The sequence below is a fragment of the Sorangium sp. So ce1036 genome, from assembly GCF_051369805.1.
GTDB classification, from domain to species: Bacteria; Myxococcota_A; Polyangia; order Polyangiales; family Polyangiaceae; genus Sorangium; species Sorangium cellulosum_F.
Window position 1 is genome coordinate 773842 of record NZ_JBBMOX010000002.1, and the last position, 24650, is coordinate 798491.

The window sequence follows — 24650 nt, forward strand, 5'->3', positions numbered from 1 at the left end:
CGGCGGATGCGACGTTTCTCGAGATGGATGCGCACCATCGGGCTCGTCACGGCGGCCTTCGCGGGAGGTGCCGTGACGTCCCACCTCGCGGGCGCGAGCACCCAGGCGCAGAGCCCCTACGCGCCGTTCGCGCAGCTCGCGCGCGTGCTCGTGCTCGTCGAGAACCAGTACGTCGAGCCGGCGCAGCGGAGCAAGATCATCGAGGGCGCCATCAAGGGCATGGTCGCCGAGCTCGATCCCCACTCCGCCTACATGAACGCCGCCGAGTTCGCCCTGTTCCAGGAGGACACAGGGGGGACGTTCGGAGGTGTCGGCATCGAGGTCGACACGAGGGACGACGTCATCACGGTGATCGCGCCGATCGAGGGCTCGCCCGCGGCGCGGGCGGGCATCCGGTCCGGCGATCAGATCCTCGCGATCGACGGGCGCCCCGTGCGCGGCGAGCGCCTGGACAAGCTCGTGAAGATCATGCGCGGGCCCGCCGGCACCCGGGTCAAGCTCACGATCCGCCGGCAGGGCGTCGCCGAGCCGCTCACGATCGATCTCACCCGGGAGCGGATCCACGTCACGAGCGTCGCGGCGAAGCGCCTCGAGCGCGACGTCGCGTACGTCCGCGTGAAGCAGTTCCAGGACGGCACCCACGAGGAGCTGCTCCGCGCCGCGGCGAGGCTGCGCGCCGCCTCGAAGGCGCCGCTCGCCGGCGTGATCCTCGACCTGCGCAACAACCCCGGCGGCCTCGTCGACGAGGCAGAGGCCGTGGCTGACGAGTTCCTCGCGTCGGGGACGATCTACTCCACCCGCCACCGCGACAGGGTCGTCGACGAGGCGAGCGCGCACGCGGGCGGCGCGTTCGCCGCGCTGCCCGTCGTCGCGCTCGTGAACGAGTACTCCGCGAGCGCCGCCGAGCTCGTCGCAGGCGCCTTGCAGGACAGCGGGCGCGCCACGGTGGTCGGCGCGACGACCTTCGGCAAGGGGTCGGTGCAGACCATCTTCGAGCTGCCGGGCGGCGCCGGGGTGAGGCTCACGACGATGCGTTACTACACGCCGAAGGGGCGCTCGATCCAGGCGCAGGGCATCCGGCCGGACATCGTCATCGAGAGCCCGGAGCAGCAGGTCTCGGCCGCCATCCTCCGCGAGCGCGATCTCGAGGGCCACCTCCCCGCCGAGGGCGAGATCGCCGCCGGCGCGCCGAGGGCCGTGCTCATCGAGAAGCCCACGGGGCCGGCCGACGCGCGCGCCCCCGACGGCGACGTGCCCGCCGATCCGACCCGCGGAACCGACTTCGCCCTCGCCGTCGGCTACCAGCAGCTCCTCCGCGAGATGCCGGCGACCCGCTGACGCCTCTCCGGCGTCGCGCCACGCCTCGACGCCGTCAGGCCTCGGCGCCGGCGCGCAGCCCGGTCGTCACCGCGTCGAGCACGGTGCGCGCCCGCCCGGCCACGACCGACCCGGCCGCGAGCACCCCGGGGGCCGCGCGGACGCCCTCGCACCGGATGCCCACCGTCTCCAGCGCGCCCGGGCGCTCGCCGCAGGGCCACGCGATGACGTCGAGCTCGGGGCCCTGCATGGAGCTCACCACGCCGAGCGGCCCGCGCGCGTCACCCAGCGTGACGGGCGCCGCGATCGAGAGCGCGAACGGCGCGGCCCCGCGCGCCGCGAGGTCATGGCCGGCGCCGCGCTCCGGCGGGGCGTACGCGACGCCCCCGCCGGCGAGGCCGCCGATCGCCAGGATCACGGCGTCCGCCTCGAGCGGCGCGTCGTCGCCCTCCACGTGGACCGAGACGCGCTCGGCGCGATCCCCCGGCCCGTCGCGGCGCGCCCCCACCGCGCGCACGCGGCCGTGGCGCCGCGTCGCCCCGATCGCGGCGAGCAGCGCGTCGCGCGCCGCCTCGAAGCGCAGCCCCGCCGGCGAGCCGGCGCCGACCAGCGCCTCGCCCACCGGGACCCCGAGGCGAGCCGACAGCGCCTCGGCCCGCGGGGCGCGCGCGCCGAGCCACGGGCCGAGCAGGATCGCCCCCGCGCCGCCCGCGCCCTCGAGCGCCTCGCGGAGCCGCTCGAGCAGCCACGAGAGCCGCGCCGGGTCGTCGTGCCGCGCCGCGAGGTCGCCGTCCGGGATCCGCCGCTCGTCGTCGAAGCGCAGGATCGGCGCGTCGACCGGCAGGAAGCGGAGCCCCCGCGCGCGGGCGAACGGCTCGTCCGCGAGCGACGCCGCGAGCGCGTCGGCGTCCCACGCGCCGCGCGGTGCGCGGGGCACGAGGACGCGCGTGCGGCGGAGCGGGCCCAGATCGAGCAGCGCGCGATCCCGCGCGCGGGCCGGGCGGATCCGCCCGGCGACGGTCGCGAGGCGCGCGGCCGCCGCCTGCGGCACGTCCCACAGGCCGAGCTCCGCCGCGAACTGCCTCGCCGCGGGCGCGAGATCGCCGGCGGGCAGGTCGCCGCCGAGCAGCCGCGCGGCCCGCTCGAGCTGGTCCCACGGGACGTCGTCCACGGCGCCGCCCGCGAGCGCCGTCTCCCCGACGCCCGCGGAGATCACGGTGACCTGCGCCCCGCGCCGCCGCGCGCTCCACGCCGCGGCGAGGCCGGCCACGCCGGCGCCGATCACGACGATCGATCGCGCCATGCCCTCTCCTCCAGGTCCCTCGCGGGGCGCGGCGCCCGCGGCTCGCCCTCCTCGCGCGCCGAGAGGGCCGCCTCGTCGCCCGCGGGCGCGCCGAGCTCCGACCGCACGCTGGCGATGGCGAGCGCCTCCTGCCGGGCCTGCTCCGGGCCGAGCGCGACGGCGCGCGTCGTCGCCTGCCGCGACAGAAACTCCATCGCCTGCCGCGCGCCCTCGCGCGGCGGGAGCGAGAGCTCCTGCGCCACGATCTGCCCGCACCGCGCCGCGCAGCGCATGCCGCCGCACGCGCCGAGGCCGAGGCGCGTGCGGCGCGCGACGTCGGCGACGCTCCGGGCGAGCTCGTGCCGGAGGACATAGCGCACCTCGGCCTCGATGACGGGCTCGCAGGCGCACACCGTGGCCGCCTCGCGCGGCCGCTCGCGCACGCGCTCCTCGATCCGGAGCGCGCGCGAGCCGTGCCGGTACACCAGCCGGCGCGCGGCCACCGCGTCGACCTCCAGCCGCCGCGCGAGCGCGAGCGCGTCCGCCGGGCGGTCGCCGCCGGGCAGCGCGGTCGTGTGCGTCGCGCAGCGCGCGCCGAGCTGGAAGCGCCGCGCGAGGACGTCGGTCATCTGCTCGGCGAAGAGCCGGAAGCTGGCCAGCTTGCCGCCGATCATCGAGTAGAGCCCCGGCGCGCCGTGCGCCGCGTGGTCGATGATCTGGTGCTCGCGCGAGAGGTCGTCCTCGGTCGGCCCGTACGCGTGGATCGTGGGCCGCACGCCCGCGAACGTGCCGATCGCGCGCGCCTCGCGGATCTGCGGGAACACGCGGGCGATGCCCTGGACCAGGTACCGGACCTCCTCGCTCGTCGCGCGGACCTGATCGAGGTCGCCGTAGAAATCGTCGTCGGTCGTGCCGACGACGCTCATGTTCTCCCACGGCTCGAGGAAGATCTGCCGGCCGTCGATCGTCGTCCCCATGATCGCGTAGTTCGTGAGGCGACGGTCGAACACGACGTGGATGCCCTTGCCGGGCCGCACCCGCGAGCTCGCGGCCGGCAGGCCCGCGAGCGACGCCGTGATCGGCGACCACGCGCCGGTCGCGTTCACGACCACGCTCGTGCGGAGCCGCCCGCCCTCGCCGGTCCTGAGATCGCGGTAGCGCACGGCGAGGATCTCGCCGGTGTCCTCGCGGCGCTCGATCCGCTCCACCGTGTGCCCCACGTACACCTTCGCCCCCCGCTCGATCGCGTCGATGGCGTTGGCGACGCAGAGCCGGGCGCCGTCGATGCCCCACTCGTCGAAGCTGAAGCCGCCCGCGAGGTCGCCGTGGAGCCCGGGCTCCAGCGTCCTGAGCTCGTCGGACGACAGGCGCGCGTGCGGCTTGCCGCGCTTGAGCGGCTGGTAGGCGTCGTACGCCTCGAAGAACGCGTCGGCGAGCGTGTAGAGGACGCGCGCGCGCGCCGCGTTCTCGAACGGCACGAGGAAGGGGATCCGGAAGAGCAGGTGCGGCGCGATCGCCTGGATGTGCCCGGAGTCGCGGCACGACGTCTCGGTCACGTGCGGATCGCTGGTCAGGTACCTGAGCCCGCCGTGGATCATGCCGCTCGAGTTCCCGCTCGCGCCGAAGGCGAGATCGTTGCGCTCGAACAGGGCGACCTTCAAGCCCCGCTGCGACGCATCGCGCGCGACGCCCACGCCGTTCACCCCGCCCCCGATCACCACCACGTCCACGTCGGTGCCGGCGCGGCGAGCCGGTGTTGCGGCGCTTGAAGGGAGGATCGTCACTGGAGGGCGTATAGCATGCCAGAAATTTTTCACGAGCGGCCCGGACCTTGGCGGAGGGCGCTGCGCGCCGGGGGCTCGCCGGAGGGGCTTGCGTTCCGGCGAGCCACGAGAGGGGCTCGCCGGAACGCAAGCCAGGCCCCGGAGGGGAGCTCCCGGCGCGCAGCGCCCCCCGCCAAGGTCCGGGCCGGGCCGTCAGCCGCGGACCCGGATCGCCCAGGTCAGCTTCACGAGGCTGCGGAGCACGTTCGGAACGCGCCGCGTGAGGTTGATCGAGGGCCGCCGCTTCTCCAGCACGCGCACGGGGATCTCCTCGAGCCGGAGGCCCGCCCGGTAGGCGCGGATGACGAGCTCGCTGGCGAAGACGTCCTTGTCCACGACGCAGTCGCGCACGATCCCGAGCAGCGGCTCGCGGACGAACGCCTTGAGCCCGTGGGTGTCCGTCCCGCGGAAGCCGAGCGCGGCGCGCAGGAGCCCGTTGTAGATCTGGCTCGCCGCGTGCCGCGCCCACGGGCGGTCGTCGCGCGCCCCCGGGAGCAGCTTCGAGCCGATCACCATGTCGACGCCGCCCTCCCGCAGCATGTCGACGGCCCGGGCGTGGAAATCCGCGTCGCACAGGTCGATCTCGTCGCAGAGCACGAAGCGCCCGCGCGCCCGCTCGATGCCCGCGCGGAGCGCCGCCCCGTAGTTCGGCTCGCCGATCGAGAAGCGCCGCACTTCCGGGTACTTGCGCTCGAGCTCGCCGGCGATGCGGAGCGTCCCGTCGCGCGAGCCGTTCTCCGCGAGCACGAGCTCCCAGCGCCAGCCGAGCGGCGAGAGCCGCTCGCGCAGGTCCACCACGGCCGCGTGGAGGATCGCCTCCTCGTTGTAGATCGGGATGACGATCGAGACCTCCGGCGCCTCGCCGGCGTCGCCGGGGCCGGACCCCGCGCTGCTCACGGCGCGCCTCCGAGGAGCGCCCGCGCCTCCGCCGCCGCGTCGCGCCCGAAGTGGAGCGCGTCTTCCATCGAGGAGTAGTTCCAGCCGCCGTAGCGCCCGCACGAGACGATGCGCTGGCTCTGCAGGAACGGCCGCACGGCCCCCAGCGACGCGAAGTAGCTGTGATCGAACACGACGTACGCGTGGTCGATGCGGCGCGTCCGGGCGAAGCGGATGGCGCCCGGGGAGGGGATGAGCCCCATCTCGACGAGCCCGTCCGCGACGCGGGGAAGCAGCGTCGCGAGCTCGGGCTCGGCGCGGTCGGCCAGCTCGACGTAGAGGCAGGCCTTTCCCGGCGGCGCCATCGCCGGGGAGAAGTTCGAGTAGCAGCCCACGCGGTAGAACGGGTACTTCTCCTCCGGGACGTACACCCAGTGCAGCGGCTTCCCGCAGGGGGCGTCGAGCGCCACGTCGAGGTAGTGGAGGTGCGTGCAGCGCAGCCGGGCGGCCGCCTCGCCGACGGCCCGGGGCGCGTCCGACAGGAGCCGCACCAGCACGGGCAGCGGCGCCGAGGAGATGAGCACGTCGTAACGGACGATCTCGTCGTCGAACACGAGCTCCCGCGCGCGCCAGTCGATCGCCGTGGGGGCGCGGCCGAGCTCGATCGCGGGCGCGCCGGCGTCGCGCGGCCGCTGCTCGGCGAGCGCCCGCGCGAGCCCCCGCGTCAGCTGCCCGATGCCGAGCCGCGGGTAGAGGAACCGCGCGTTGTAGCCGAGCTCCCTGTCGTTCAGCCCGACCGCCCCGGCGAGCACGTCCTCGAGCTTCGGTATCGGGACGAAGCGGGAGCACCAGTCGGCGGTGATCTCGCGCGGGTGCACCCCCCAGAGGCGGCTGTTGTAGGGGAGCATGAAGTGCCGGCTGATCCCCTCGCCGAAATGCGCCAGGCAGAACTCCTCGAAGTTCCTGGGCTCGGGCCCGCGCGGCGCGAAGCGCGCCTCGATGAAGCCGCGCAGGCAGTCGTACGCGACCGCCGGCGGTAGCCCGAAGGTGTTCGCCTGGAACGGATAGCGGGTGTACGTGCCGTTCGACCACACCATCGAGCGACGCTCGATCTCCAGCGCGTCGGGGCCGATCCAGCCGAGGGCGAGCTCGCGGGTCGCCGGGTCGCGCAGGTGGAGGAGGTGGCCTGTCCGATCGAAGCGGAAACCGTCGTCCACGGTGGTGATCGCGTGGCCGCCCGGCCGGGGCAGGCGCTCGAACACGCGGTGGGGGACGCCGGCTCGACCGAGGTGGTACGCGGCGGCCATGCCCGTCAGGCCGGCGCCGAGGATCGCGACGGGGACGCTGGAAATCGTGGGTCGGGTCATCGCTCGCGGCCCGGCCGCGGCCGCGAAGACACCACCTCCCCGGTGCGCCGTCAAGGCGCGCTGCCCCGCGCCGCACGCCGCGCCGACGCTGGATTTCTCGCCGCCGCGGTGAGCGCGCGGAGCGTTACGCGGCGCACGCCGCTACGCACCCCGCGCGCGGCGAGCAGACCAGGATTGGCGCCCCCGCGCAGAGCGACTAGGTGTGTCCAGGTCCCCGGTGCGCCTGCCCTGCGCGCCGGGGGGGCGAGGTCCAGATGCCCATCCCGCGCCGCACGTCCGTTCAAGTCACCGGGAGGATCCTCTACCTGACGGAGGACCCGGAGCTCCTGAAGCAGCAGCTCTCGGGCGGCGCGCTGCGCTTCGATCCCGAGCGGCACGCGCTGATCGACAACATCTCGACCGACGAGCTGACGCCGGGCTGGGTCTGCTACTACTACGACGAGACGCTCGCCCGGTACTGCCTGGTCGGGCTGCGCGGCGGGCTCATCGAGCGCGACGCCATCAAGGACGGCGGCTTCGGGGTCATCGTCAGCGGGCGCTCGAAGGGCTGCGGCAGCTCGCGGGAGACGGCGCCGTACTCGGAGCGGGAGGCCGGGATCCAGCTCGTCGTCGCGCGCAGCATCGAGAAGATCTACGGTCAGAACTGCCAGAACATCGGGCTGCTCACGACGACCGACTTCTCGCTGCTCGACCGGATCGCGCGGGGCGAGGAGATCCCCATCGGCGAGTTCACCCGCGGGCTCGACCCGATCAGCGCCGACGTCGTCGAGTACGGGGGCCTGTTCGCCTACAACAAGGCGCGCCTGGCCGGGGAGGTCTCGCCGCCGACGCTCGCCACGCCGCCGCGGCCGATGACCCTGTGCGAGAAGATCATCGCGGCGCACGCGATCGTGGACGCCGCGGCGGGCGAGATCGGCGCCCCTGCGGTGAAGCCCGGCGACGCGCTCTTCGTCCGCGTGGACGTGCGCTTCTCGCACGAGTACGTCACGCCCATGGCCGAGTCGCTCTTCCGGGCCGGCTTCGGGCCCGACGCGGTCGTGAGCGAGCCCGAGAGCGTCTTCGCCTTCCGCGATCACCTCACGTTCCTCGACCGCGTGATGCCGGAGGCGCACCTCAAGCTCGGCCTCAGGGAGCAGGCCGCCTCGCTCGCGACGGTGCAGCAGGCGTTCACGGAGCGGCACGGGATCAAGCTCTACGGCGAGGTCGAGCGCGACGGCAGGACCGTGGGCTCCGAGGCCATCTGCCACAACAAGGTGATCGAGGAGCTCGCGCTCCCGGGGCAGATCGTGGCCGGGACCGACTCGCACACCTGCATGGCGGGCGCGCTCGGGTGCTTCGCCTTCGGCGTGGGCTCGACCGACATGGCGAACGCGTGGCTCACGCGCGACGTGCGCGTGGCGGTGCCGCAGTCGGTGCGCTTCAACCTGACCGGGCGGCTCGGGCCGGGGGTCACGGCGAAGGACGTGATGCTCTCCCTGCTCTCGCAGCCGTTCTGGAAGACGGGCCAGGGCATCGGCAAGGTGCTCGAGTTCGCGGGCGAGGGCGTCCGCGCGATGGGCCTCGACGAGCGGGCGACGCTCACCAACATGGCGGTCGAGGCGGGCGGCTTCACCGGGATCATCGAGGCCGACGAGGAGATCGTGCGCTACCTCGTCGCGCGGCGCGGGCTCGCCGCGGACGACGTGCGCGCGCGCATCGTGCGCGCGGATCCCGGCGCGGAGTACGCGGCGACGTTCGACGTCGACCTCTCCTCCATCGAGCCGATGGTCGCGACGCCGGGCGATCCGCGCAACGGCGTGCCGCTGCGGTCGCTCCGCGAGATCGCGGGCGGTGACGTCAAGATCGACATCGCGTACGGCGGCTCGTGCACGGGCGGCAAGAAGGCGGACATGGACATGTACGCGGCCGTGCTGCGCCGCGCGGTGGAGCAGGGCAAGCGCGTCGCCGAGGGCGTGCACCTGTACATCCAGTTCGGTTCGCAGGAGATCCGCCGCTACGCCGAGGCGAACGGCTACCTCGAGATCTTCGAGCGGGCCGGCGCCGAGCTCGTCGACCCCTCCTGCGGCGCGTGCATCAAGGCCGGGCCGGGCGTCTCGAGCCGCAAGGAGCAGGTCACGGTCTCGGCGATCAACCGGAACTTCCCGGGCCGGAGCGGCCCCGGGCAGGTCTACCTGGCCAGTCCCCTGATCGTCGCGGCGAGCGCGATTGCGGGGAAGATTGCATTTCCGGAGCTCTGACGCAGAGCGCCTGTCGCGGTGTTACATACATAGTGGCCGGAATCGGCATCATGGAAAAACGAATGCTTTCCACGGAAGTGCACCGTACGCTAAGGTGCTCCTCTGTGGCGGATCGGGAGGAGCCCCAAGAGCGTATGACCGACAAGGACACGCTGGCAAAGAACAACGAAGCCTCGAAGACGGACAAGCGGAAGCAGAGCCTCTACTTTCCGGAGTCGATGCTGCAGGAAATCAAAGAGGAAGCGGCGCGGCTGGACCGCTCGCTCTCCTGGGTCGTGCAGCGCGCCTGGAAGCTGGCGCGGATAGACATCAAAAAGCTTCCGAGTGTCAATGACGTGGCTGACGACGAGGACAGCGGCGACTAACCTCGCCGCGGGCCTCGCGTACGCCGCGTCGCTCGGGAATCGATGGTTCGAGAGCTCTTTGCCGCCGGGAAGGACGGCACGCGGATCTATGTCCGCTACCGGGAAGGTCCCGGCGGCATCGAAAGCCTCGCCGGCGGGGCTGGGGCGGGCTCTGAACGCCTGACGGCGGTGCTCTGCGACGGCATCGCATGCGACGGCTTCATCTGGAAGTACCTGTGGGACGACCTGGCCCGCACGGTCAACGTCGCCCACTGGAACTACCGCGGCCACGGTCGGAGCAGCCTGCCCGCTGACCCGCAGGCGATCGATCTGCGCGACCACGCGAGCGATCTCGCGGCGGTGCGCGCGGCGATCGGCGGCGGCCCCGTGGTGCTCTTCGGGCACTCGATGGGCTGCCAGGTCGCGCTCGAGCACCTGCGGACCCACCGCGAGGGCGTGCGCGGGCTGGTGCTGATCTGCGGCTCGTCCGGCCGGATCACGCACCATTTCAAGGGCACGGACGTGCTCGCGCAGCTCCTGCCGCGCGTGATCGCGCAGGTCGACGCGTACCCGCACATCGCGCGCGCGATCTGGAGCCGCGTGCCGGCGCCGATGGCGCTGCGGATCGCGCTGCTCGCCCGCGAGGTCGACGCGAGCGCGATCACCCCGTCGGATCTGCTGCCGTACATGCGGCACATGGTCGACATTGATTTCTCGATGTTCCTCCACATGCTGCAGAGCGCTGGCGAGCACTCGGCCGCCGATCTGCTCCCGCGGATCGACGTGCCGGCGCTGGTGATCGCCGGCGATCGGGACACGTTCACCCCGCCTCGCCTCGCCGAGGAGATGGCGGCGGCGCTGCCGCGCGGCGAGCTGATGATGGTGGCCGGTGGCACGCACGTGGTTCCGCTGGAGCGCAAGAAGATGGTCATCGAGCGCATCGAGCAGTTCCTGCTCGAGCGCGTCTTCAGCGGCTCGTCGGCGAGCGATGCGCCCTCGCCGGAGGTGCCACGCGGGCTCGCGAAGAACGGATGATCCGCCGCGCGCCAGGCGAGCGCGCGGCGAGCGCGGGCCGCTGGTCTCCGGGGCGCCTGCTCATCGCGTCGGCGCTGCTCGCGGCCGCGTGCGCGCGACCGGAGGCCGAGCGGAGCGGCGCGCCGGCCGGCTCGATCGCGGCGCTGGCAGAGGCCGAGGTCGCGCCCGCGATCGGGCCGCCGCCGGCGCGCCCGCCGGGCAGCGCGCCGGCGCGCTCCGCGCCGCGGGCCAGCGCGCTCGACGAGGAGCAGCTCGCGCGTGCCCTGAAGCGCGCGCCGCTGCGCGCGCTGCGACCTGCGGGCAAGCGGGGCGAGGGCCGCTTCGAGGCCACGCTGGCGCTCGGCGCTGCCGACAGCGGCGCGCCCGCGCGCGAGATCAAGGTGAGGTTCGCGCCGGCGCTGAAGAAGGATCCGCTCGGATTCCGGCGGCCCCTCGCGTTCTACCGGCTCGCGAGGGCGCTCGACGCGCACGTGGTGCCCGCCGCTGCGGCGCGCCGGATCGGCATCGGCGAGCTCGCGGCGCTCGTCGGCCGTGAGCCCGGCGGACGGAGGCTGCTGCGTCGCTTCGCGGTCATGAACGACGGGACGGTCGACGCCCTGGTCCAGTCGCCCGCTCCCGGCCCGCCCGGCCCGCGCTGGGCGGCGGCCCGCCTGCGATCGGTTCGCTTCGACGACGCGCCCGAGCTCGACGTGTGGGCGCGCTGGGCGCGCTCTCGATCGCCGGCGCGCGGCGAGCGCGCCTCGATCCTCCGCGGCTACCTGGAGATGCTCGCGCTCGACTACCTGGCCGGCAACGGCCTCCGCAAGGAGATCGTCATCGACGTGGGCGCGGGGGCGCTGGTGCTGGAGGCCAACGCGAGCGCCTTCCCGCCGCACGTGAAGGCGCGCGAGCTCGATCGACAGCTCGAGCGCCTGGTCGAAGCGGCGCGGTTTCCCCGCGCGCTCCACGACGCGCTCCTGCGCTTCGGTCCCGAGCAGGCCGCGGCGGCGCTGCGCCCCGGCGGCGGCGGGATCGAGGAGGAGCTGGTGCCGCCGCGCGCCCTCGTGGAGCTCGAGGAGCGGAGGCAGGCGCTGCTCAGCCTCATCGCGGCGAAGATCGCCGCCCGGGGAGAGGCCGCCGTCCTCGCCCTGTAGCAACCGGGCGGCCCCGCGCGCCGCGTCTTGATCCCCGGCGGCCGCAGGGCGATCACGGGAGCCCGTGATCGACGTGACCACCCTGCAGCGCTGGACGGAGGAGATCGGCTACAGCGCCGAGCTGGAGCAGCCGTCGACCTTGCGCATCCGTCCGCGCGAGGAGGGGATCGTCGAGCTGCCGCCCTTCTACGTCCAGTGCACCGAGAACTGGGTCGTGCTCTCGATGTTCGGCGTGCTCGACGAGATCGACCCGCAGGGCTGCTCGGGAGGCGACGAGGGCCCGGATCCCCTGGTCGAGGACGCCGGCCAGCGGATCGGGCTGCATCGCTACCTGCTCGAGGCCAACCGCGACATGCGGGTCGCCAAGTTCGCCCTCGACCATCGCGACGAGATCCTGCTGTGCGCGGAGATGCCCACCGAGTCGCTCGATCAATCCGAGTTCGCCGACGCGCTCGAGCGGATCATCGAGTACGCCACGGCGTACCGGCACGCCCTGCTCGGCGACGGCGGGTGAGGCGCCGGCGCAGGCTGGCCCGCGACCTGCGCTGACGCGCGCTCACCGCTGCGTGATCACCACGCGGTGATCGTCCCGGTAGGTGATGTTGCCCGACTCGCCGCGGCAGTCCCAGCAGGTCGCCCACCCGAGCCGCCGCCGCACGTAGCCGTTGTAGCCGAGCGCGATCGGCCCCCGCTCGCCCTTCAGCAGCATCGACGACGCGATCCGGTAGCGATCTCCGGGGAGCTTCAGGAACGCGACGATGAACGAGTCGTCGTCGGACTTGCCCGTCACCACGAGCACCTCCTCGCCCGGCACCGGGTTCCAGAGCAGCGGCGACGTGGTGAGCGTCGTGTTCGGGGGCGGGATCGACTCCGGCGGGTTCGCCGGGGTGCCGCCCGGCGAGAGGCGCGTCCGGCCGCGCCGGAGCACGACGCTCACGTCGTCCGGCTCCTTGAAGAACGAGATGTCCCCGCCGAGATCGCGGAGCTGCCGCACCGACGCGAGCAGCTCCGTCACCTGCTGCGGGCTGATCTCCGCGCGCCGGAACGTCTGCTGCCACTGCGGCGACGGGATCGTCGCCGCGTTCGGCGCCCCGTGACAGCAGCGGAAGCCGATGTCGTCGCCCGACGCGGCCGGGTCGACCGCGGCGCGGCGCGCGCACCGGTGATCGACGCCGCTCGCGCTCGCCGTGGCCCCTCGCACCGACGCCGCTTTGGGCTGGAGGTCCTCGATCGGGGCGACGTCGCTCGCGGTCCACTCGCGCAGCGCGGCCCCCATGCCGACGACGCCGAACCCCGACGCGCACGACGTCGGCGCCTTGGCGCACGCCGGGTCCCACGCCGCGCCGCCCGCGTAGGGCGTCCCCTCGGGGCCCTTGCACGCGCGCTCCCACTCGAGCTCGGTGCACAGCCGCCCGCCGGCCTGCTGGCAGAGCTCGGAGGCGCGCGCCCGCGTCACGCCGGTGAGCGGGGGCTGCGCGGGATCGTTCGGGTACAGGTAGCGATCGATGGTGAAGCCGCCCAGCTCGACCGCGAGCAACGCCGGCTCGAGCGTCGGGTCGCGCCCCTTGTCCCCGGGCGTGCTGCCCGCGACGAGCTTCCCGGCGGGGATCTCGATGCGCGCGGGCCCCGCCTGGGCCGCGGCGCCCGCCTGCGGCCTCGCGCTGGCCGCGGGCGCCTCGTTCTCGGCCGCCTCGAGCACCTTCCCCTGCGGCGCGGGCGCCGAAGGGGCGCCGCCGTCCGGGCGCTGCTCCTCGGCCTGCCGCGGCGCCCCGCGGTCGCACCCGGCCCCCCCGGCGATGGCGGCCAGCAGGATCAGGGCAAGCTCAGGCGTCGTCGTCCGCACGGTTCCTCGAAGCGCTTCGCCTTATGTCGCAGGACCCCTCGCCCGTCAAAGTGCCCGCGCTATGCTGGCCGGGATGGGGCAGGGCGTGGACGACGCACCGGATCCGATGGCCTCCCAGATGGCGCGGCTCCTCGCCGGCAGCGATCTGGACGAGCTGCGGGAGATCGTGCGCCGGTGGGTGGCCGAGGCGCCGACCGAGGGCATACGCCGGCGCTACCAGGAGCTCGGCGGGCGGCTCGTCGAGCTCAAGGCGGCGCTCTCCGAGAACCCCGTGCAGCCCTCCGTCGCGGAGCTCGAGCAGGCGCTCACGATGATGCTCCGGCTCGCCGCGTCGAACCCGAGGACATGAGCCGAAGGTGACGCTCGCCGACTTCCCTCCTTGGTTCCTCCGCGCCTTCGCGGTCTGCTTCGGCCTGCTCTGGGGCAGCTTCCTCAACGTCGTCATCCACCGCGTCCCGCGCGAGCTCAGCGTCGTCCACCCGGGCTCGCGCTGCCCCGCGTGCGGCGCGCCGATCCGCGCCTTCGACAACATCCCCGTCCTCAGCTACCTGCTGTTGCGCGGCCGCGCCCGCTGCTGCGGGGCGGCGGTGTCGCCGCGGTATCCCCTGGTCGAGGCGGCCGGCGGCGTCCTGTCGCTCGCGATCGTCGAGCTCATCCTCCTCGATCTCCCCGGGTCGACGCCGGTCCTCCGCGCGCTCGCCACGTACACCGCCGACCTCGCGCTCGCGCTCGGGCTGCTCGCGGCGACGTTCATCGATCTCGAGCACATGTACATCCCCGACGCGATCACGATCGGGGGCGCGGTGCTCGGGGTCGCCACCGCGTCGCTGCGCTCGATGGGCTTCGACGACGCGCTCCTCGGCGCGGCTGTCGGCTTCGCCATCGTCTGGCTCCCGTTCGTCGTGATCTACCCGCGGATCCGCGGCCGCGTCGGCATGGGCCTCGGCGACGCGAAGCTCCTCATGCTGGCGGGCGCCTGGTTCGGCTGGGGGGGCGCCCTGTTCGTCCTGTGCGCCGGCGCCGTCCAGGGCTCGATCGCGGCGATCGCCATGCTGCTGCTGCGCGGCGGCATCGAGGAGCCCGAGGCGGTGCGCCTGGAGCGCGCCCAGATCCGCGAGGAGCTCGCGGCGATGTCCCCCGACGAGCGCGCCGCCGCCGAGGAGGAGCTCGCGCTGGATCCGCTCGCGGAGGAGCCCGGCGAAGGGTTCGGCCAGGCCCGCATCGCGTTCGGCCCGTTCCTCGCGCTCGCGACGCTGGAGTGCCTGCTCTTCGGTCGCGACCTCCTCGACGCCTATCTCTCGTGGATCGACGCCGGATGAAGCCGCTGCCCCACGGCGTACTCGGTGGCTCGCTCGCGCTCGCCCTCCTCGGCGGCTGCGGCAGCTCGCTCCCGCTGCCCCCGACCGGCCCGCACCTGCCCAGCGACCCTGCGATCGTCGTGCCGTACCCGCCGCCCCCGGCGCGGGTCGAGATCATCGAAATGCCCGAGAAACCCGGCGGGCTCGTCTGGATCGACGGCGAGTGGCAGTGGAGGAGCCGCCGCTGGGCGTGGCTGCCAGGCCGGTGGGAGCCCGTGCCGCTGGGCGCGTACTTCGCTCCGGCCACCACCGTACGCCGCGCAGACGGATCTCTGGTGTGGTTTGCCGGGGCGTGGCACGTCCCCGCCAAGAAGTGATCGACGCCGCGGCCGCGCGATGGAAAGTCACGCCGTGCGGAGGTGCTCGGCGCCCGCGCCGGCCGTGGCCCGATCGACACGGGTGAGCCAGCTCGCGCGCGACCCCCTGCACGGCCCCCCTGCACGGATCGATGAGCCCTGCCCCATGATGCTTGCCTGGTCGTTCGCTGCGCGCACCGTCGACGAGATCGCCCGCCTCCTCCGCTCGCTGGGCAAGCACCGGTACGTGCGCGAGGTGGATCATCGGCTCCACTGGTCCGTCGATCACGCGCTGGCCGAGCTGCCCGAGTTCGCGCCGCACGCCGCGGCGTTCGACGCGCGCCTCGGGAAGGAGCGCGGCCTCGAGCTCGGCTCGCGCGATCCGTCGCTCTGGCGGGAGGCGAGGACCGAGGAGGTGATCGCGGCGCTCACGGCGTTCTGGACCCCGGGGGAGGAGGCGCTGCGGTACCGGACGCGCCTGCTCGAGGCGCTCGCGCGGACGGGCCTCCCCGAGGCCGCGCACGCCCCCTTCGCGTCTCCTCCGAACGATCCGCCCCATCCGGAGCTCGTGCTGCTCGACTGGGAGCTCTACCCGGTGGACGAGCTCGACGCGGACCGGCACGCCGGCGCCCTGGCCGCGATGGAAGAGGCCGAGGAGGAAGTGAACGCCTCGGCGCCGGTCTACAACGAAGGCCCCATCATCGCGGCGCCAGAGCTCTGCGACGGGGCGCCGGACGGGATGCTCGCGGACGACTTTCTCGTGTGGTCCGACGGACCGTACAGCTACTCCGACTACGTGTTCCGCGGCGTGGCCCGGGCGGCGAAGCTCGAGGAGCCGCCGACCGGGTACAAGGATCTGTGATCAGTCGCCGTTCCTCGGCCGTGGTCAGTACGGGTCGGGCTTCGGCGGCGGGATGGTCGGATCCACCTCGGCGGGGCGGGGCGAAGCCGGCTCGGCGGGGCGGGGCGAGGCCGGCTCGGCGGGCTGCGGCGAGGCGGGCTCGGCGGATCGGGCCCGGGTGGCGGTGGTCGCCTCGGTGGCCGGCGCTGCGGGGGAGGGCGCCGGGGCCTTCGGCGCGGCGTGGTTCGGCGCGGCGTGGAGCGTCACCGCGAGCTCGATGTCCCTGTCGAAGATGAGCATCCGCCGCTGCGTCACGTGGCCCGGCGCGGAGATCTCGATCCGGTGCGCGGCGCCGTCCTTGAGGAGCTTGCCCTCGAACGGGTTCGAGGGGAGCGCCACCCCATCGAGGAGGATCCTCGCGCTGGCGGGGCTCGCCTTGATCGTGGCGCGGAGGAGCCCCGCCTCCACCGCCGCGCGCGGCATGCTGCGCTGGGCGGCCGGCGGGGAGGGGGCGGCGCTGGACGGGGGCGGCGCCTGCGCGAGCGGCGCGCTCTGGGCCGGCGGCGATGCGGGCGTGCCGGGGCTCTCTCTCGCCGGATCGCGCAGCTTCAGGTACAGCGTGACGGCGCCGAGCGCCGCGATCACGGCCGCGGCCGCGACGAGCGGGAGCCGCGAGCGCCGCGGCGCCGGCGCCGGGGGAGCGGCCGCCGTGGGCTCGGGCCGCACGACCGCGTGCAGCGTTCCTTGCGGGGGGCTCGAGCGATGGCGAGCCGCGGGCGTCGAGGGGGTGGCCGCCCCCTCCTCCGGGGCAGGCGGGTACGAGTCGAGGCGCTCGTGCAAGGGCAGCGACGGCAGCCTCGAGGCGTGGCCGGAGCGCTCCGCGCTCGCCGCGTCGGGGCCGCCCTCGCGCAGCCTCTTGAGCTGGCGATCGATGATCGTCCGGATCTCGGCTCGCTCGTCGGCGAAGAGCGCGCCCACGAGCCCGCCGACCTGCTCCGCGGTCACCTGCTCCGAGAGGCGCTCCGCGTACCGATCGAGCTCCGCCCGGAGCTCGGCGGCCGTCGCGTAGCGCCTGCTCGGGGCGTGGGCGAGCGCCTGGCCGCAGATGCGCGCGAGCTCGAACGGCACCTCGGGGCGCGCGGTCCGCACGTCGGGGATGTCCCGCATCAGGCACGAGATGATCTGCGGGTCGGTCAGCCCGCGCCAGAGGCGGCGCGACGCGACCACCTCCCAGAGGATGACGCCGATCGAGAAGATGTCCGCGCGCCGGTCGATCTCCGAGGAGGGCGAGAACGCCTGCTCCGGCGCCATGTACGCGACCTTGCCCTTCAGCGTGCCCGCCTGCGTCTCGACGACGCGGCGGGCAGCGAGCGCGATCCCGAAGTCGACGATCTTCACCTGACCGTCGTACGTGATGAAGATGTTGTGGGGGCTGACGTCGCGGTGGACGACGTTGAGCGGCGTCCCGTCGTAGTCGACGAGCTCGTGGGCGTAGTGGAGGCCGGCCAGGACCTCGCTGAGGATCCAGAGCGAGACGGCGAGCGGGATCGGGCGCGCCTGCTCGCGCGCGCGGGAGAGCACCCGGCTCAGCGGCTGGCCGTCGAGGTACTCCATGGCGATGAAGTACTCGCCGTCCACGAGGCCGACCTCGTTGGTCTGCACGACGTTGCGGTGGTTCAGCCGGGCGGCGAGGCGGGCCTCGTCGAGCAGCATGTCCCGGAACTCGGGCTCGTCGGCGATGTTGCGCCGGAGGCGCTTGATGACCTGCAGCTTGCTGAAGCCCGCCGGCCCCACCGCGACGGCCAGGTCCACGTCGGCCATGCCGCCGCGCCCGAGCGTCGCGATGAACTGATACTTGCCGAGGCTCCGCGAGCGCCGGTCCGAGGGGGAAGGCGGCGCATCCCGGCCGACGGCCGTCGGCGCGTCGCGGTCGGGGCGCCGCATCGGGACGGTCGCCGGGGGCTCGGTGGGCCCCGGGAGGGTCAGCTGCCTGGAGCGCAGGGTCCGGGTCTCGAGCGCCGCATGCACATGCTCCGGCGGGCCCGAGGCGGCGAGCTCGTCGCTGCGGGCGGAGTCCACCGCCCGGTCAGCCTCCCCACCCCTCCCCTTGTGCGCGCTCACCGCCGAATGGTCCTGATCCGAAGACGTGCAGTCAAGCTGGCGGCGGGCGAAGTCAACCGTGCGCAGGCGGCCGACGGCTCGCCCGCGACGGCGGCCCGGCGTCCCAGTCGACGGCGCCCCGGCGTCCCAGTCGACGGCGCCCCGGCGTGCCAGTCGACGGCGCCCCGGCGTCCCAGTCGACGGCGCCCCGGCGTCCCAGTCGGTCCCGGAGCCGAACCCGGCGATCTACGGCGGCCCGCAGCCGGGCGCGCGCAGCGCTGTGAGCGGCGCGTGGGTGCGATCGTTTCCGCGCGCCGGCAGGGCGTACCGGCGGAGCGGTAGCGTTCCGTTCTCAAGAAATTGACGTTGCCCCTGCTACCGTGAGAAGCATCACCCTCCGGCCGCTCCTGACGCGCGAAGGGGATGCGTTGAAGATGTAGGAATGTCGCGTTTGCTCGCGCACAATTTGCTGGCGAGAGGTGACCGATGGCTTGCGACTCGATTCCGCGGCGCTTGCTGGGTCAGGCGAAGGCGCGGCCCGAGGCTCCGGCCCACTATGTGAAGGAGGGCGGCTTCTGGAGGATGACCAGCTTCCGGGAGTACGCGGGCGAGGTGCGCCGCGCCGGGAAGGCGCTCATCGCGCTCGGCGTCGAGCCCGGCTCCACGGTGAGCCTGCTCGGCTTCAACCGGCCCGAGTGGGTGGTGATGCACATGGCCTGCATGGCGGTCGGGGGCGCTCCCGCGGGCATCTACACGACCTGCTCGCCCGAGGAGGTGCGCCACATCGTCCACCATGCGGCCTCGAAGCTCGTGCTGGTCGAGGACACGCGCCAGCTGGAGAAGGTCCTCAGCCGGTGGGACGGGCTGCCGCAGCTCCAGTGGGCGGTGATGATGCGCGGCGCGGAGCGCCCGCGCGACCCGCGGGTCCTCTCCTGGGAGGAGTTCCTCGAGAGGGGCAGCCGCGTCGCGGACGAGGCGCTCGAGCAGCGGCTCGACGCGCTCGATCCGGGCGGCCTCGCGGCGCTGATCTACACCTCCGGGACGGTGGGGCCGCCGAAGGGCGTCATGCTGAGCCACGGGAACCTCACGTGGGTCGCGGACGTGTCGGCGCGCATCATCCCGATGTCCCCGTGGGACGTCACGCTCTCCTACCTGCCGCTGTCGCACATCGCCGAGCAGATGTTCACGGTCCACCTCCCGGCCTCGGTCGGCTCGGCCGTCTACTTCGCCGAGTCGCTCGAGGCGGTCGCGGACGACCTCAGGGAGGTGCAGCCCACGGTCCTGTTCGGGGTCCCGCGCATCTGGGAGAAGATCCGGGCCGGGATCAGCGCGAAGCTCTCGGCGGCGAAGGGCTTCCAGAAGCTCACGATCGAGCAGGCGAGGCGCGTCGGCCGGGAGTACAGCGCGCTCCGCGCCCGGGGTGAGCCGCCGGGGCCGCTGCTCGCGATGCAGCACCGCCTCTATGACAAGCTGGTCTACTCGAAGGTGAAGGCCGCCGTGGGGCTCTCCCGGGCGCACGCCGCGAGCAGCGGCGCGGCCCCCATCGCGAAGGAGGTCCTCGAGTTCTTCGCGTCGCTCGATATCCTGATCACCGAGGTCTACGGCCAGTCCGAGGTGAGCGGGCCGACGAGCTACAACGTGCCGGGCAGGACGAAGCTCGGCTCCGTGGGGCCGAGCGTGCCGGGCGTCGACGTGAGGATCGCGGACGACGGCGAGATCCTCGTGAAGGGGCCGAACGTGTTCCTCGGCTACTACAAGGATCCGGAGGCGACCGCGGAGGCCCTGGTCGATGGCTGGCTGCGCTCGGGCGACCTCGGCAAGATCGACGAGGAGGGGTTCCTCCACATCACCGGGCGGAAGAAGGAGATCCTCATCACCGCCGGAGGAAAGAACATCTCCCCCGCGAACCTCGAGGGCGCGCTGAAGCGCCACGATCTCATCGCCGAGGCGGTGGTCATCGGCGACGGGCGCAAGTTCCTCACGGCCCTGATCGTGCCCGACCCCGACGCCGTGAGGCGCCTCGCGGCCGCGCGCGGGCTCGGCGCGGATCTCCCGCGCGACGCGCCCGAGGTCCGGGAGGGCGTGCAGCGGGCCGTCGACGAGGTGAACGGGCAGCTCGCGCAGGCCGAGACGATCAAGAAGTTCGCGATCCTGCCGCGCGGCTTCACCGTCGAGGACGGCGAGCTGACGCCCACGCTCAAGATCAAGCGGTGCAACGTGACCCAGAACTTTGCGCGCGAGATCGAGGCGATGTACGCCGACTAGCCATGCGCCACGAGCCCGCGACCGCTGTCTCCTTCGATTTTGGCCAGACGCTGGTGGAGCTCGACACCGGGATGCTCTCCGCCCGCCTCGCGGAGCGGGGCGTCGTCGCGCCGCGAGAGCAGCTCGACGCGGCGGTCGACGAGGGCTGGCGCGCGTACAACGAGGCCATTCGCCGCGGGGTCAGCGGGCACCCGTGGAAGATCATGATGCGCCGCCTGCTCGAGGCGGGCGGCGTCGCGGCGGACGCGCTCGATGCGGTCGTCGACTGGCTCTGGACGGAGCAACCCCGGAAGAACCTCTGGCGCCGCCCGATCGCGGGGATGATCGACGTCGTGATCGAGCTCCGGCAGGCCGGGGTGCCGGTCGCGGTGCTCTCGAACTCGGAGGGCCGGCTCGCCGATCTGGTCGACGAGCTCGGCTGGTCCGCGCATTTCCTGGCGATCGCGGACTCGGGGCGGCTCGGGTTCGAGAAGCCGGGGCGGGAGATCTTCGCATGGACGGCCGAGCGCCTCGGCGCGCCGCTCGCCGCGGTGGTCCACGTCGGCGACTCGCTCGCTGCGGACGTCGATGGCGCGCTCGCGGCGGGGATGCGGGCCGTGTGGTTCAAGGGGGACCCTCGGAGGGCCGCGCAGATGCCAGACGCCGAGCGCATCGCCGTGTGCGACGGCGCGGGTGCGCTGCGCCGCGCGCTCCGCGACTTCGGCCTCCGCTTCTAGAGCGGCGCCTGTACCAGGCGCTCTGCGGTGCCTTGTACCGGGGCCGCTCCGGAGCACCCGCTGCTCGCGGGGGATCGCGTGAGGGGCCGGCCGGTGCCGCTCGCCGTGTGAGCACGAACCTCCCGGAAGGGCTCGATCGTCCGTGCGCATCGCGCCCTCTTCTCTCTCTTCGGTTCCTGGCTCTCCCCTCCCGACCGTACTGCCAGGCTGCGCCGGTCCCTGGATCGTGCAGCCGATGCACTCGTTTCGGGTGGTTCGGGCATTGCTGGAGAGGGATCCACGATGGTCGTCAATGGAAACATCGAGCAGGAGCCCGGACGCCGAGAGGGACAAACCAGCATGCCCGCCGCCGTTCCTCGTGTCCTCAGCGAGGTCCGTCGCGCGGACGAGCGGCTCGTCTCGCTGGTGCAAGAGCGCCCCATCGCCACGCTGTGCGCGGTGGCTGCGGTGGGATACCTGGTCGGACGGGTTGTCACACGGCTGAGTTGAGGGAGGTCAGCATGGCGGAAGGCGAGGTCGAGGCGACACAGGACGGCGAGGCGCGAGAGAAGGTGAACGACACGCTCAGCCGGCTCGACGCGACGGAGATCACGCGGGCGATCTCGGCGTTCGCGCGGGAGAACCCGCACGTCGCGCTCGCGGCGGCGGCCGGGCTCGGGTTCCTGCTCGGCGGGGGGCTGACGCCGCGGGTGCTCGGCAGGCTCGGGACCCTCGCGAGCCGGAGCTACGTGAAGAGCACCCTGGCCCAGGCGGTCGAGAGCATCCTCAACGAGCAGGCGCGCCCCCAGAGCCAGCTCGGCTCGTCGCCCTGACACGAGCACACCCAGGGGCGTCGCCCGGACACGGACTCGCCCAGAGCGACGACCGCTCGGTGGCGCGGCACGACACGAGGCCGCGCCACGGGCGCTCGCCGCCACCTGCGCGCTCCTTCGTTGTGCCGAGCCACCGCGATGGCGAGCCGCGCGGCGACGCGACCTGCTCGGGGCCACGCGATGCGCGTCGAGCGATCGGGCTCGCCGCCGGCCATGCCGGTGCCCATTGTGCTCCGGGCCGCGCCGCGCCGGAGCCGCGCCCGTCTCAGGCGCTGCGGCTGTACGTCTTGCGGATGCGGCGACCGCCGCTCTCGCTCAGCACCTCTTCGACGCTGCGGGAGACGTCGGGCAGGCACCGGACCGAGAGCAGCGCGCCACCGCCCAGGCCGCTGGCCTCGTCGAGGCAGCGCGCCTCGTACTCGGGCAGACGCGCGCCGAGCACGGCGCCCAGCAGGGTGCCGGCCGCGCCGGCGGCGCCCGCGCCAGCGAGGCACGCGACGAGGGGCCCCGCCAGGAACGCGTCGAGCCTCGGGATGATCAGCGCGCCTCCGGCCGTGATCGCGGCGAGCGCGCCCCCGAGGAGCCCTCCGATGACGGCGCCCAGGGCAGCGCCCTCGGACGCCTTGCTGTGGACCGTGAGCTCGATCTCGTCCAGGCGGGAATGCTGCCTGGGCACCATGCTGATGTCCTCGGCAGCGACGCCCAAGGCGAGGAGCCGGCCAAGGGCGCCGGTGGCTTCCGTGCGACCTGGGAAGAATGCGGTGAGCGTCCGATAAATCATGATCTGAAGAAGCCCCTGTGGCGCGCTTCGCGAGGTGTCTCGTTCAATCCATCCGCGCTCGGAAAAGCATCGCTTGTGCCGCTCCGGCTGCGCAGATGTCGCTCGGCTGGTGAAAAGCGGCCGGGAAATGATGGAAGGCGCCGCACCGTGGTTGGGACGGTGCGGCGCCTCCGAGCGCTCCCCGGCCACCGCCGGCGAGCGCGCTGCCGCTCAGCGAGCGCCGATCTCGTCGGCGAACGAGCGCTCTCCGGTGATCGAGCTGGTGCTCTCCTGGAGCTCATCGCGGGCCCGGTGCGCGGCGCCGAGGGCGCGATCCTTGGCCCGCTCGGCGCTGTGGCGCAGCCGACCCGCGCTGTCGCGCAACCGGCGGCGGGTCTCTTCGCCGGTCGTCGGCGCGACCAGGCAGCCGAGCCCGACCCCGACTGCGATGCCAAGGCCGAGCCCGACCGAGACGGGACCGATCCAGTCGCGTGAGCTCTTCCTCCTGTAAGGGAACATGTCGGCCATGTACTTGACGAGATCGTCTGCCTTCATTGTGGCTCCGTCGGTTCACATCGCGTGGGTACGCGGGCGTCGCGTCCCCTCAGCGCGGATTGGCGTGGCTGAACAGTGACCGGCGGGACGTGAGGCAGCGCGCATGCCAAGGGCGGATTGCGCACGGAGGGAGCAGGGCCGGGGCCCGCCCCGGGGAGGCGATCTCGGTGGAAGCGCGCCGCCGCGCTACCTGCAGAAGCCGTCGATGCAGATCTTGCCTTCGCTGCAGGGCGTCTCGGGATCGCACTCGCCGCCGAGGTTCTCGCTCGACCCGCACACCTGATGCACCCCGGAGGACGTCGCCACGGTCCTGCACTCGCGGAGCGAGGGCGACTGGCTGTCACAGGCGTTCGTGTTCGGCTGGTCGCACGAGATGTAGCAGCTGTGATTGAGGCAGATGGACCCGGGCGCGCAGACGTCCTGCTCTCCATCCGCCGAGCACACGAAGTTGCTCGACTGATTCGGGATGCAGCCGTTCTCGACCCAGACGTGGCCGTCTGGGCAGGTGGCGCCGTCGCTCCTCGGGACGCAGGCGCCATCGACGCACACGCTGGCAGGTCCGCCGCAGTCGTCGGTGATGACGCAGGGCTGCGCAGGTTGGGAGCAGATGCCGAGGGTGGTGTCGCAACGGTAACTGCTGGGACAGTCATCGTCCGCGCTGCAGGCCGGCGTGCATTTGCCCTCGACGCACCTGGCGCCGTCCGGACACTGGGTCTGGTCGAGGCACTGGTCCTGCGGCGCGGTACAGATGCCGCTCACGCAGAGGTAGCCGGGGCCGAGGCCGGCGCAGTCGAGGTCGGCGCCGCACGCGGCCGGGGTCTCCGGCACGCAGGTCGCGGTCGTGCCGTCGCCCTCGCAGACGAAGCCCTCGACGCAGCCGAGGGGCTCACCGGCCGGGAGGCCCTGAGCGCAGCTGCCGGGCCGGCACGTGCCGTCCGGCGCGCAGGTCTCCCCGGCGGCGCAGTCGTCGGGGTTGCCGCAGTACACGGTGTCGCTGCCACCGCCGCCGCTGCCGCCGGCCCCGGGGGAGCCGCCGCCGGCCCCGGGGGCGTCGCCCGCCACGCACGACGCGGTGCGATCGTCGGCGACCTCGCACGCGAAGCCGTCGCTGCACCCCCAGAGGGTGCAGTCGCCGACGTGGCACCGGTGGTCCTCGCCGCAGGTCTCGTTGATCCCGCAGTCGACCGGCGCCTCGCAGCCGCCCGGGGTGCCGGTTACGCAGTCCTCCGCGTCACAGAAGTGGTCCTCGGTCTCCTCGTAGATCGGGCAACCCGCGAGGAGGGGCGCCAGCACGCTCGCGAGGCTCAGCAGAGAAAGTCGCTTCATGAACCGTCTCCCGAAAGCATTGGGTCGCGCGGCGTCGAGGGGCGGCGCCCTCGCGCGTCGCGGTCGCGACCGGACGAGCGTAGCAAGCGACATGCCCCGTACAAGCTCAGCGAGGCTCGACGCATTTGGCCCGCTCGCGCCCGCGCGCCGTGAAGCCGCGTTCACGTCGGCCTGTGGCCTGCGCGCGGCGAGCCGGCGAACGAGCGCCGGCGCACCGTGAGCCCGCGACCGTACGCCGGCGCGCGTCGCGCCGCGCCGGCCGCTCCACGGCGTACCGACCGGGAAGGGGGGAGGGCAAGGGGAAGGGGGAGGGCCCGGCGCCCACGCCTGGCGCGCGCGAGGGGGAACCCGTGCTACCGTTCGG

At 73.5% G+C, this 24650-nt stretch carries 23 protein-coding genes; 14 read left to right on the forward strand and 9 right to left on the reverse strand.

Annotated features, from left to right (window positions below; translation table 11 throughout):
* Positions 1 to 6 precede the first annotated feature (6 nt).
* Entirely contained in the window at positions 7 to 1338 is a 1332-nt protein-coding gene (locus WMF31_RS39890) for a S41 family peptidase (protein ID WP_436607114.1), read from the forward strand.
* 34 nt (positions 1339 to 1372) lie between these two features.
* Here the strand turns inward: WMF31_RS39890 and WMF31_RS39895 are convergent, their stop codons facing one another.
* The 4 genes from WMF31_RS39895 to WMF31_RS39910 form a co-directional block, all read right to left on the reverse strand.
* Positions 1373 to 2620: an FAD-binding protein gene (locus WMF31_RS39895; RefSeq protein ID WP_436607115.1), complete on the reverse strand. Its 1248-nt coding sequence runs from the start codon at positions 2618 to 2620 to the stop codon at positions 1373 to 1375.
* Positions 2599 to 4383 carry a glycerol-3-phosphate dehydrogenase/oxidase gene (locus tag WMF31_RS39900; protein WP_436607116.1) on the reverse strand — a complete coding sequence of 595 codons (1785 nt, stop codon included), beginning with the start codon at positions 4381 to 4383 and terminating at the stop codon, positions 2599 to 2601. The genes WMF31_RS39895 and WMF31_RS39900 overlap by 22 nt, the downstream gene beginning before the upstream one ends.
* Positions 4384 to 4575: 192 nt before the next feature.
* Positions 4576 to 5319 (reverse strand): glycosyltransferase, encoded by a 744-nt coding sequence (locus WMF31_RS39905; protein WP_436607117.1) that lies wholly within the window; start codon positions 5317 to 5319, stop codon positions 4576 to 4578.
* The gene (locus tag WMF31_RS39910) at positions 5316 to 6665 is read right to left on the reverse strand and encodes a protoporphyrinogen/coproporphyrinogen oxidase (RefSeq protein WP_436607118.1); all 1350 of its coding nucleotides are present in this window, start codon (positions 6663 to 6665) and stop codon (positions 5316 to 5318) included. Before WMF31_RS39910 ends, WMF31_RS39905 begins: the two co-directional genes overlap by 4 nt.
* A 254-nt stretch (positions 6666 to 6919) precedes the next feature.
* Between WMF31_RS39910 and WMF31_RS39915 the strand changes: the two genes are divergently transcribed.
* From WMF31_RS39915 to WMF31_RS39935, 5 genes are all read left to right on the forward strand, one after another.
* Positions 6920 to 8902, forward strand: a complete 1983-nt coding sequence (locus WMF31_RS39915) for an aconitase family protein (RefSeq protein WP_436607119.1) — start codon at positions 6920 to 6922, stop codon at positions 8900 to 8902.
* 134 nt (positions 8903 to 9036) lie between these two features.
* Complete coding sequence (locus tag WMF31_RS39920; RefSeq protein WP_012241296.1) at positions 9037 to 9267, forward strand: TIGR04563 family protein; 231 nt, start codon at positions 9037 to 9039, stop codon at positions 9265 to 9267.
* 42 nt (positions 9268 to 9309) lie between these two features.
* The gene (locus WMF31_RS39925; RefSeq protein ID WP_436607120.1) at positions 9310 to 10281 is read left to right on the forward strand and encodes an alpha/beta fold hydrolase; all 972 of its coding nucleotides are present in this window, start codon (positions 9310 to 9312) and stop codon (positions 10279 to 10281) included.
* Complete coding sequence (locus tag WMF31_RS39930; protein ID WP_436607121.1) at positions 10278 to 11414, forward strand: hypothetical protein; 1137 nt, start codon at positions 10278 to 10280, stop codon at positions 11412 to 11414. The genes WMF31_RS39925 and WMF31_RS39930 overlap by 4 nt, the downstream gene beginning before the upstream one ends.
* A 64-nt stretch (positions 11415 to 11478) precedes the next feature.
* A complete protein-coding gene (locus WMF31_RS39935; protein WP_436607122.1) occupies positions 11479 to 11928 on the forward strand; it encodes a YbjN domain-containing protein in 450 nt (149 codons plus the stop codon).
* Positions 11929 to 11970: 42 nt separating this feature from the next.
* Here WMF31_RS39935 and WMF31_RS39940 read toward each other — a convergent pair whose 3' ends face one another.
* Positions 11971 to 13257, reverse strand: a complete 1287-nt coding sequence (locus WMF31_RS39940; RefSeq protein ID WP_436607123.1) for a formylglycine-generating enzyme family protein — start codon at positions 13255 to 13257, stop codon at positions 11971 to 11973.
* A gap of 73 nt (positions 13258 to 13330) precedes the next feature.
* Between WMF31_RS39940 and WMF31_RS39945 the strand changes: the two genes are divergently transcribed.
* The 4 genes from WMF31_RS39945 (at position 13331) to WMF31_RS39960 (ending at position 15773) form a co-directional block, all read left to right on the forward strand.
* Positions 13331 to 13606, forward strand: a complete 276-nt coding sequence (locus WMF31_RS39945; RefSeq protein ID WP_436607124.1) for a hypothetical protein — start codon at positions 13331 to 13333, stop codon at positions 13604 to 13606.
* Between the two features lie 7 nt (positions 13607 to 13613).
* Positions 13614 to 14576, forward strand: a complete 963-nt coding sequence (locus tag WMF31_RS39950; RefSeq protein ID WP_436607125.1) for a prepilin peptidase — start codon at positions 13614 to 13616, stop codon at positions 14574 to 14576.
* Positions 14573 to 14932, forward strand: a complete 360-nt coding sequence (locus tag WMF31_RS39955) for a YXWGXW repeat-containing protein (RefSeq protein WP_436607126.1) — start codon at positions 14573 to 14575, stop codon at positions 14930 to 14932. Before WMF31_RS39950 ends, WMF31_RS39955 begins: the two co-directional genes overlap by 4 nt.
* Positions 14933 to 15077: 145 nt before the next feature.
* The gene (locus tag WMF31_RS39960; RefSeq protein ID WP_436607127.1) at positions 15078 to 15773 is read left to right on the forward strand and encodes a hypothetical protein; all 696 of its coding nucleotides are present in this window, start codon (positions 15078 to 15080) and stop codon (positions 15771 to 15773) included.
* 24 nt (positions 15774 to 15797) lie between these two features.
* Here the strand turns inward: WMF31_RS39960 and WMF31_RS39965 are convergent, their stop codons facing one another.
* Positions 15798 to 17831 (reverse strand): serine/threonine protein kinase, encoded by a 2034-nt coding sequence (locus tag WMF31_RS39965; RefSeq protein ID WP_436607128.1) that lies wholly within the window; start codon positions 17829 to 17831, stop codon positions 15798 to 15800.
* A 507-nt stretch (positions 17832 to 18338) separates the two neighbouring features.
* Between WMF31_RS39965 and WMF31_RS39970 the strand changes: the two genes are divergently transcribed.
* The 4 genes from WMF31_RS39970 (at position 18339) to WMF31_RS39985 (ending at position 21645) form a co-directional block, all read left to right on the forward strand.
* Positions 18339 to 20117: an AMP-dependent synthetase/ligase gene (locus WMF31_RS39970; RefSeq protein ID WP_436607129.1), complete on the forward strand. Its 1779-nt coding sequence runs from the start codon at positions 18339 to 18341 to the stop codon at positions 20115 to 20117.
* A 2-nt stretch (positions 20118 to 20119) separates the two neighbouring features.
* Positions 20120 to 20833 (forward strand): HAD family hydrolase, encoded by a 714-nt coding sequence (locus WMF31_RS39975; protein ID WP_436607130.1) that lies wholly within the window; start codon positions 20120 to 20122, stop codon positions 20831 to 20833.
* 282 nt (positions 20834 to 21115) lie between these two features.
* Positions 21116 to 21322 carry a hypothetical protein gene (locus WMF31_RS39980; protein WP_436607131.1) on the forward strand — a complete coding sequence of 69 codons (207 nt, stop codon included), beginning with the start codon at positions 21116 to 21118 and terminating at the stop codon, positions 21320 to 21322.
* 11 nt (positions 21323 to 21333) lie between these two features.
* Positions 21334 to 21645 (forward strand): hypothetical protein, encoded by a 312-nt coding sequence (locus WMF31_RS39985; protein ID WP_436607132.1) that lies wholly within the window; start codon positions 21334 to 21336, stop codon positions 21643 to 21645.
* 265 nt (positions 21646 to 21910) lie between these two features.
* On the opposite strand, the gene WMF31_RS39990 is transcribed toward WMF31_RS39985, so the two are convergent.
* From WMF31_RS39990 to WMF31_RS40000, 3 genes are all read right to left on the reverse strand, one after another.
* Positions 21911 to 22324, reverse strand: coding sequence for a hypothetical protein (locus tag WMF31_RS39990; RefSeq protein ID WP_436607133.1), 414 nt, complete (start codon positions 22322 to 22324; stop codon positions 21911 to 21913).
* Positions 22325 to 22636: 312 nt separating this feature from the next.
* A complete protein-coding gene (locus WMF31_RS39995) occupies positions 22637 to 22960 on the reverse strand; it encodes a YtxH domain-containing protein (protein WP_242515637.1) in 324 nt (107 codons plus the stop codon).
* 186 nt (positions 22961 to 23146) lie between these two features.
* Positions 23147 to 24286, reverse strand: coding sequence for a hypothetical protein (locus tag WMF31_RS40000; protein ID WP_436607134.1), 1140 nt, complete (start codon positions 24284 to 24286; stop codon positions 23147 to 23149).
* Positions 24287 to 24650 lie beyond the last annotated feature (364 nt).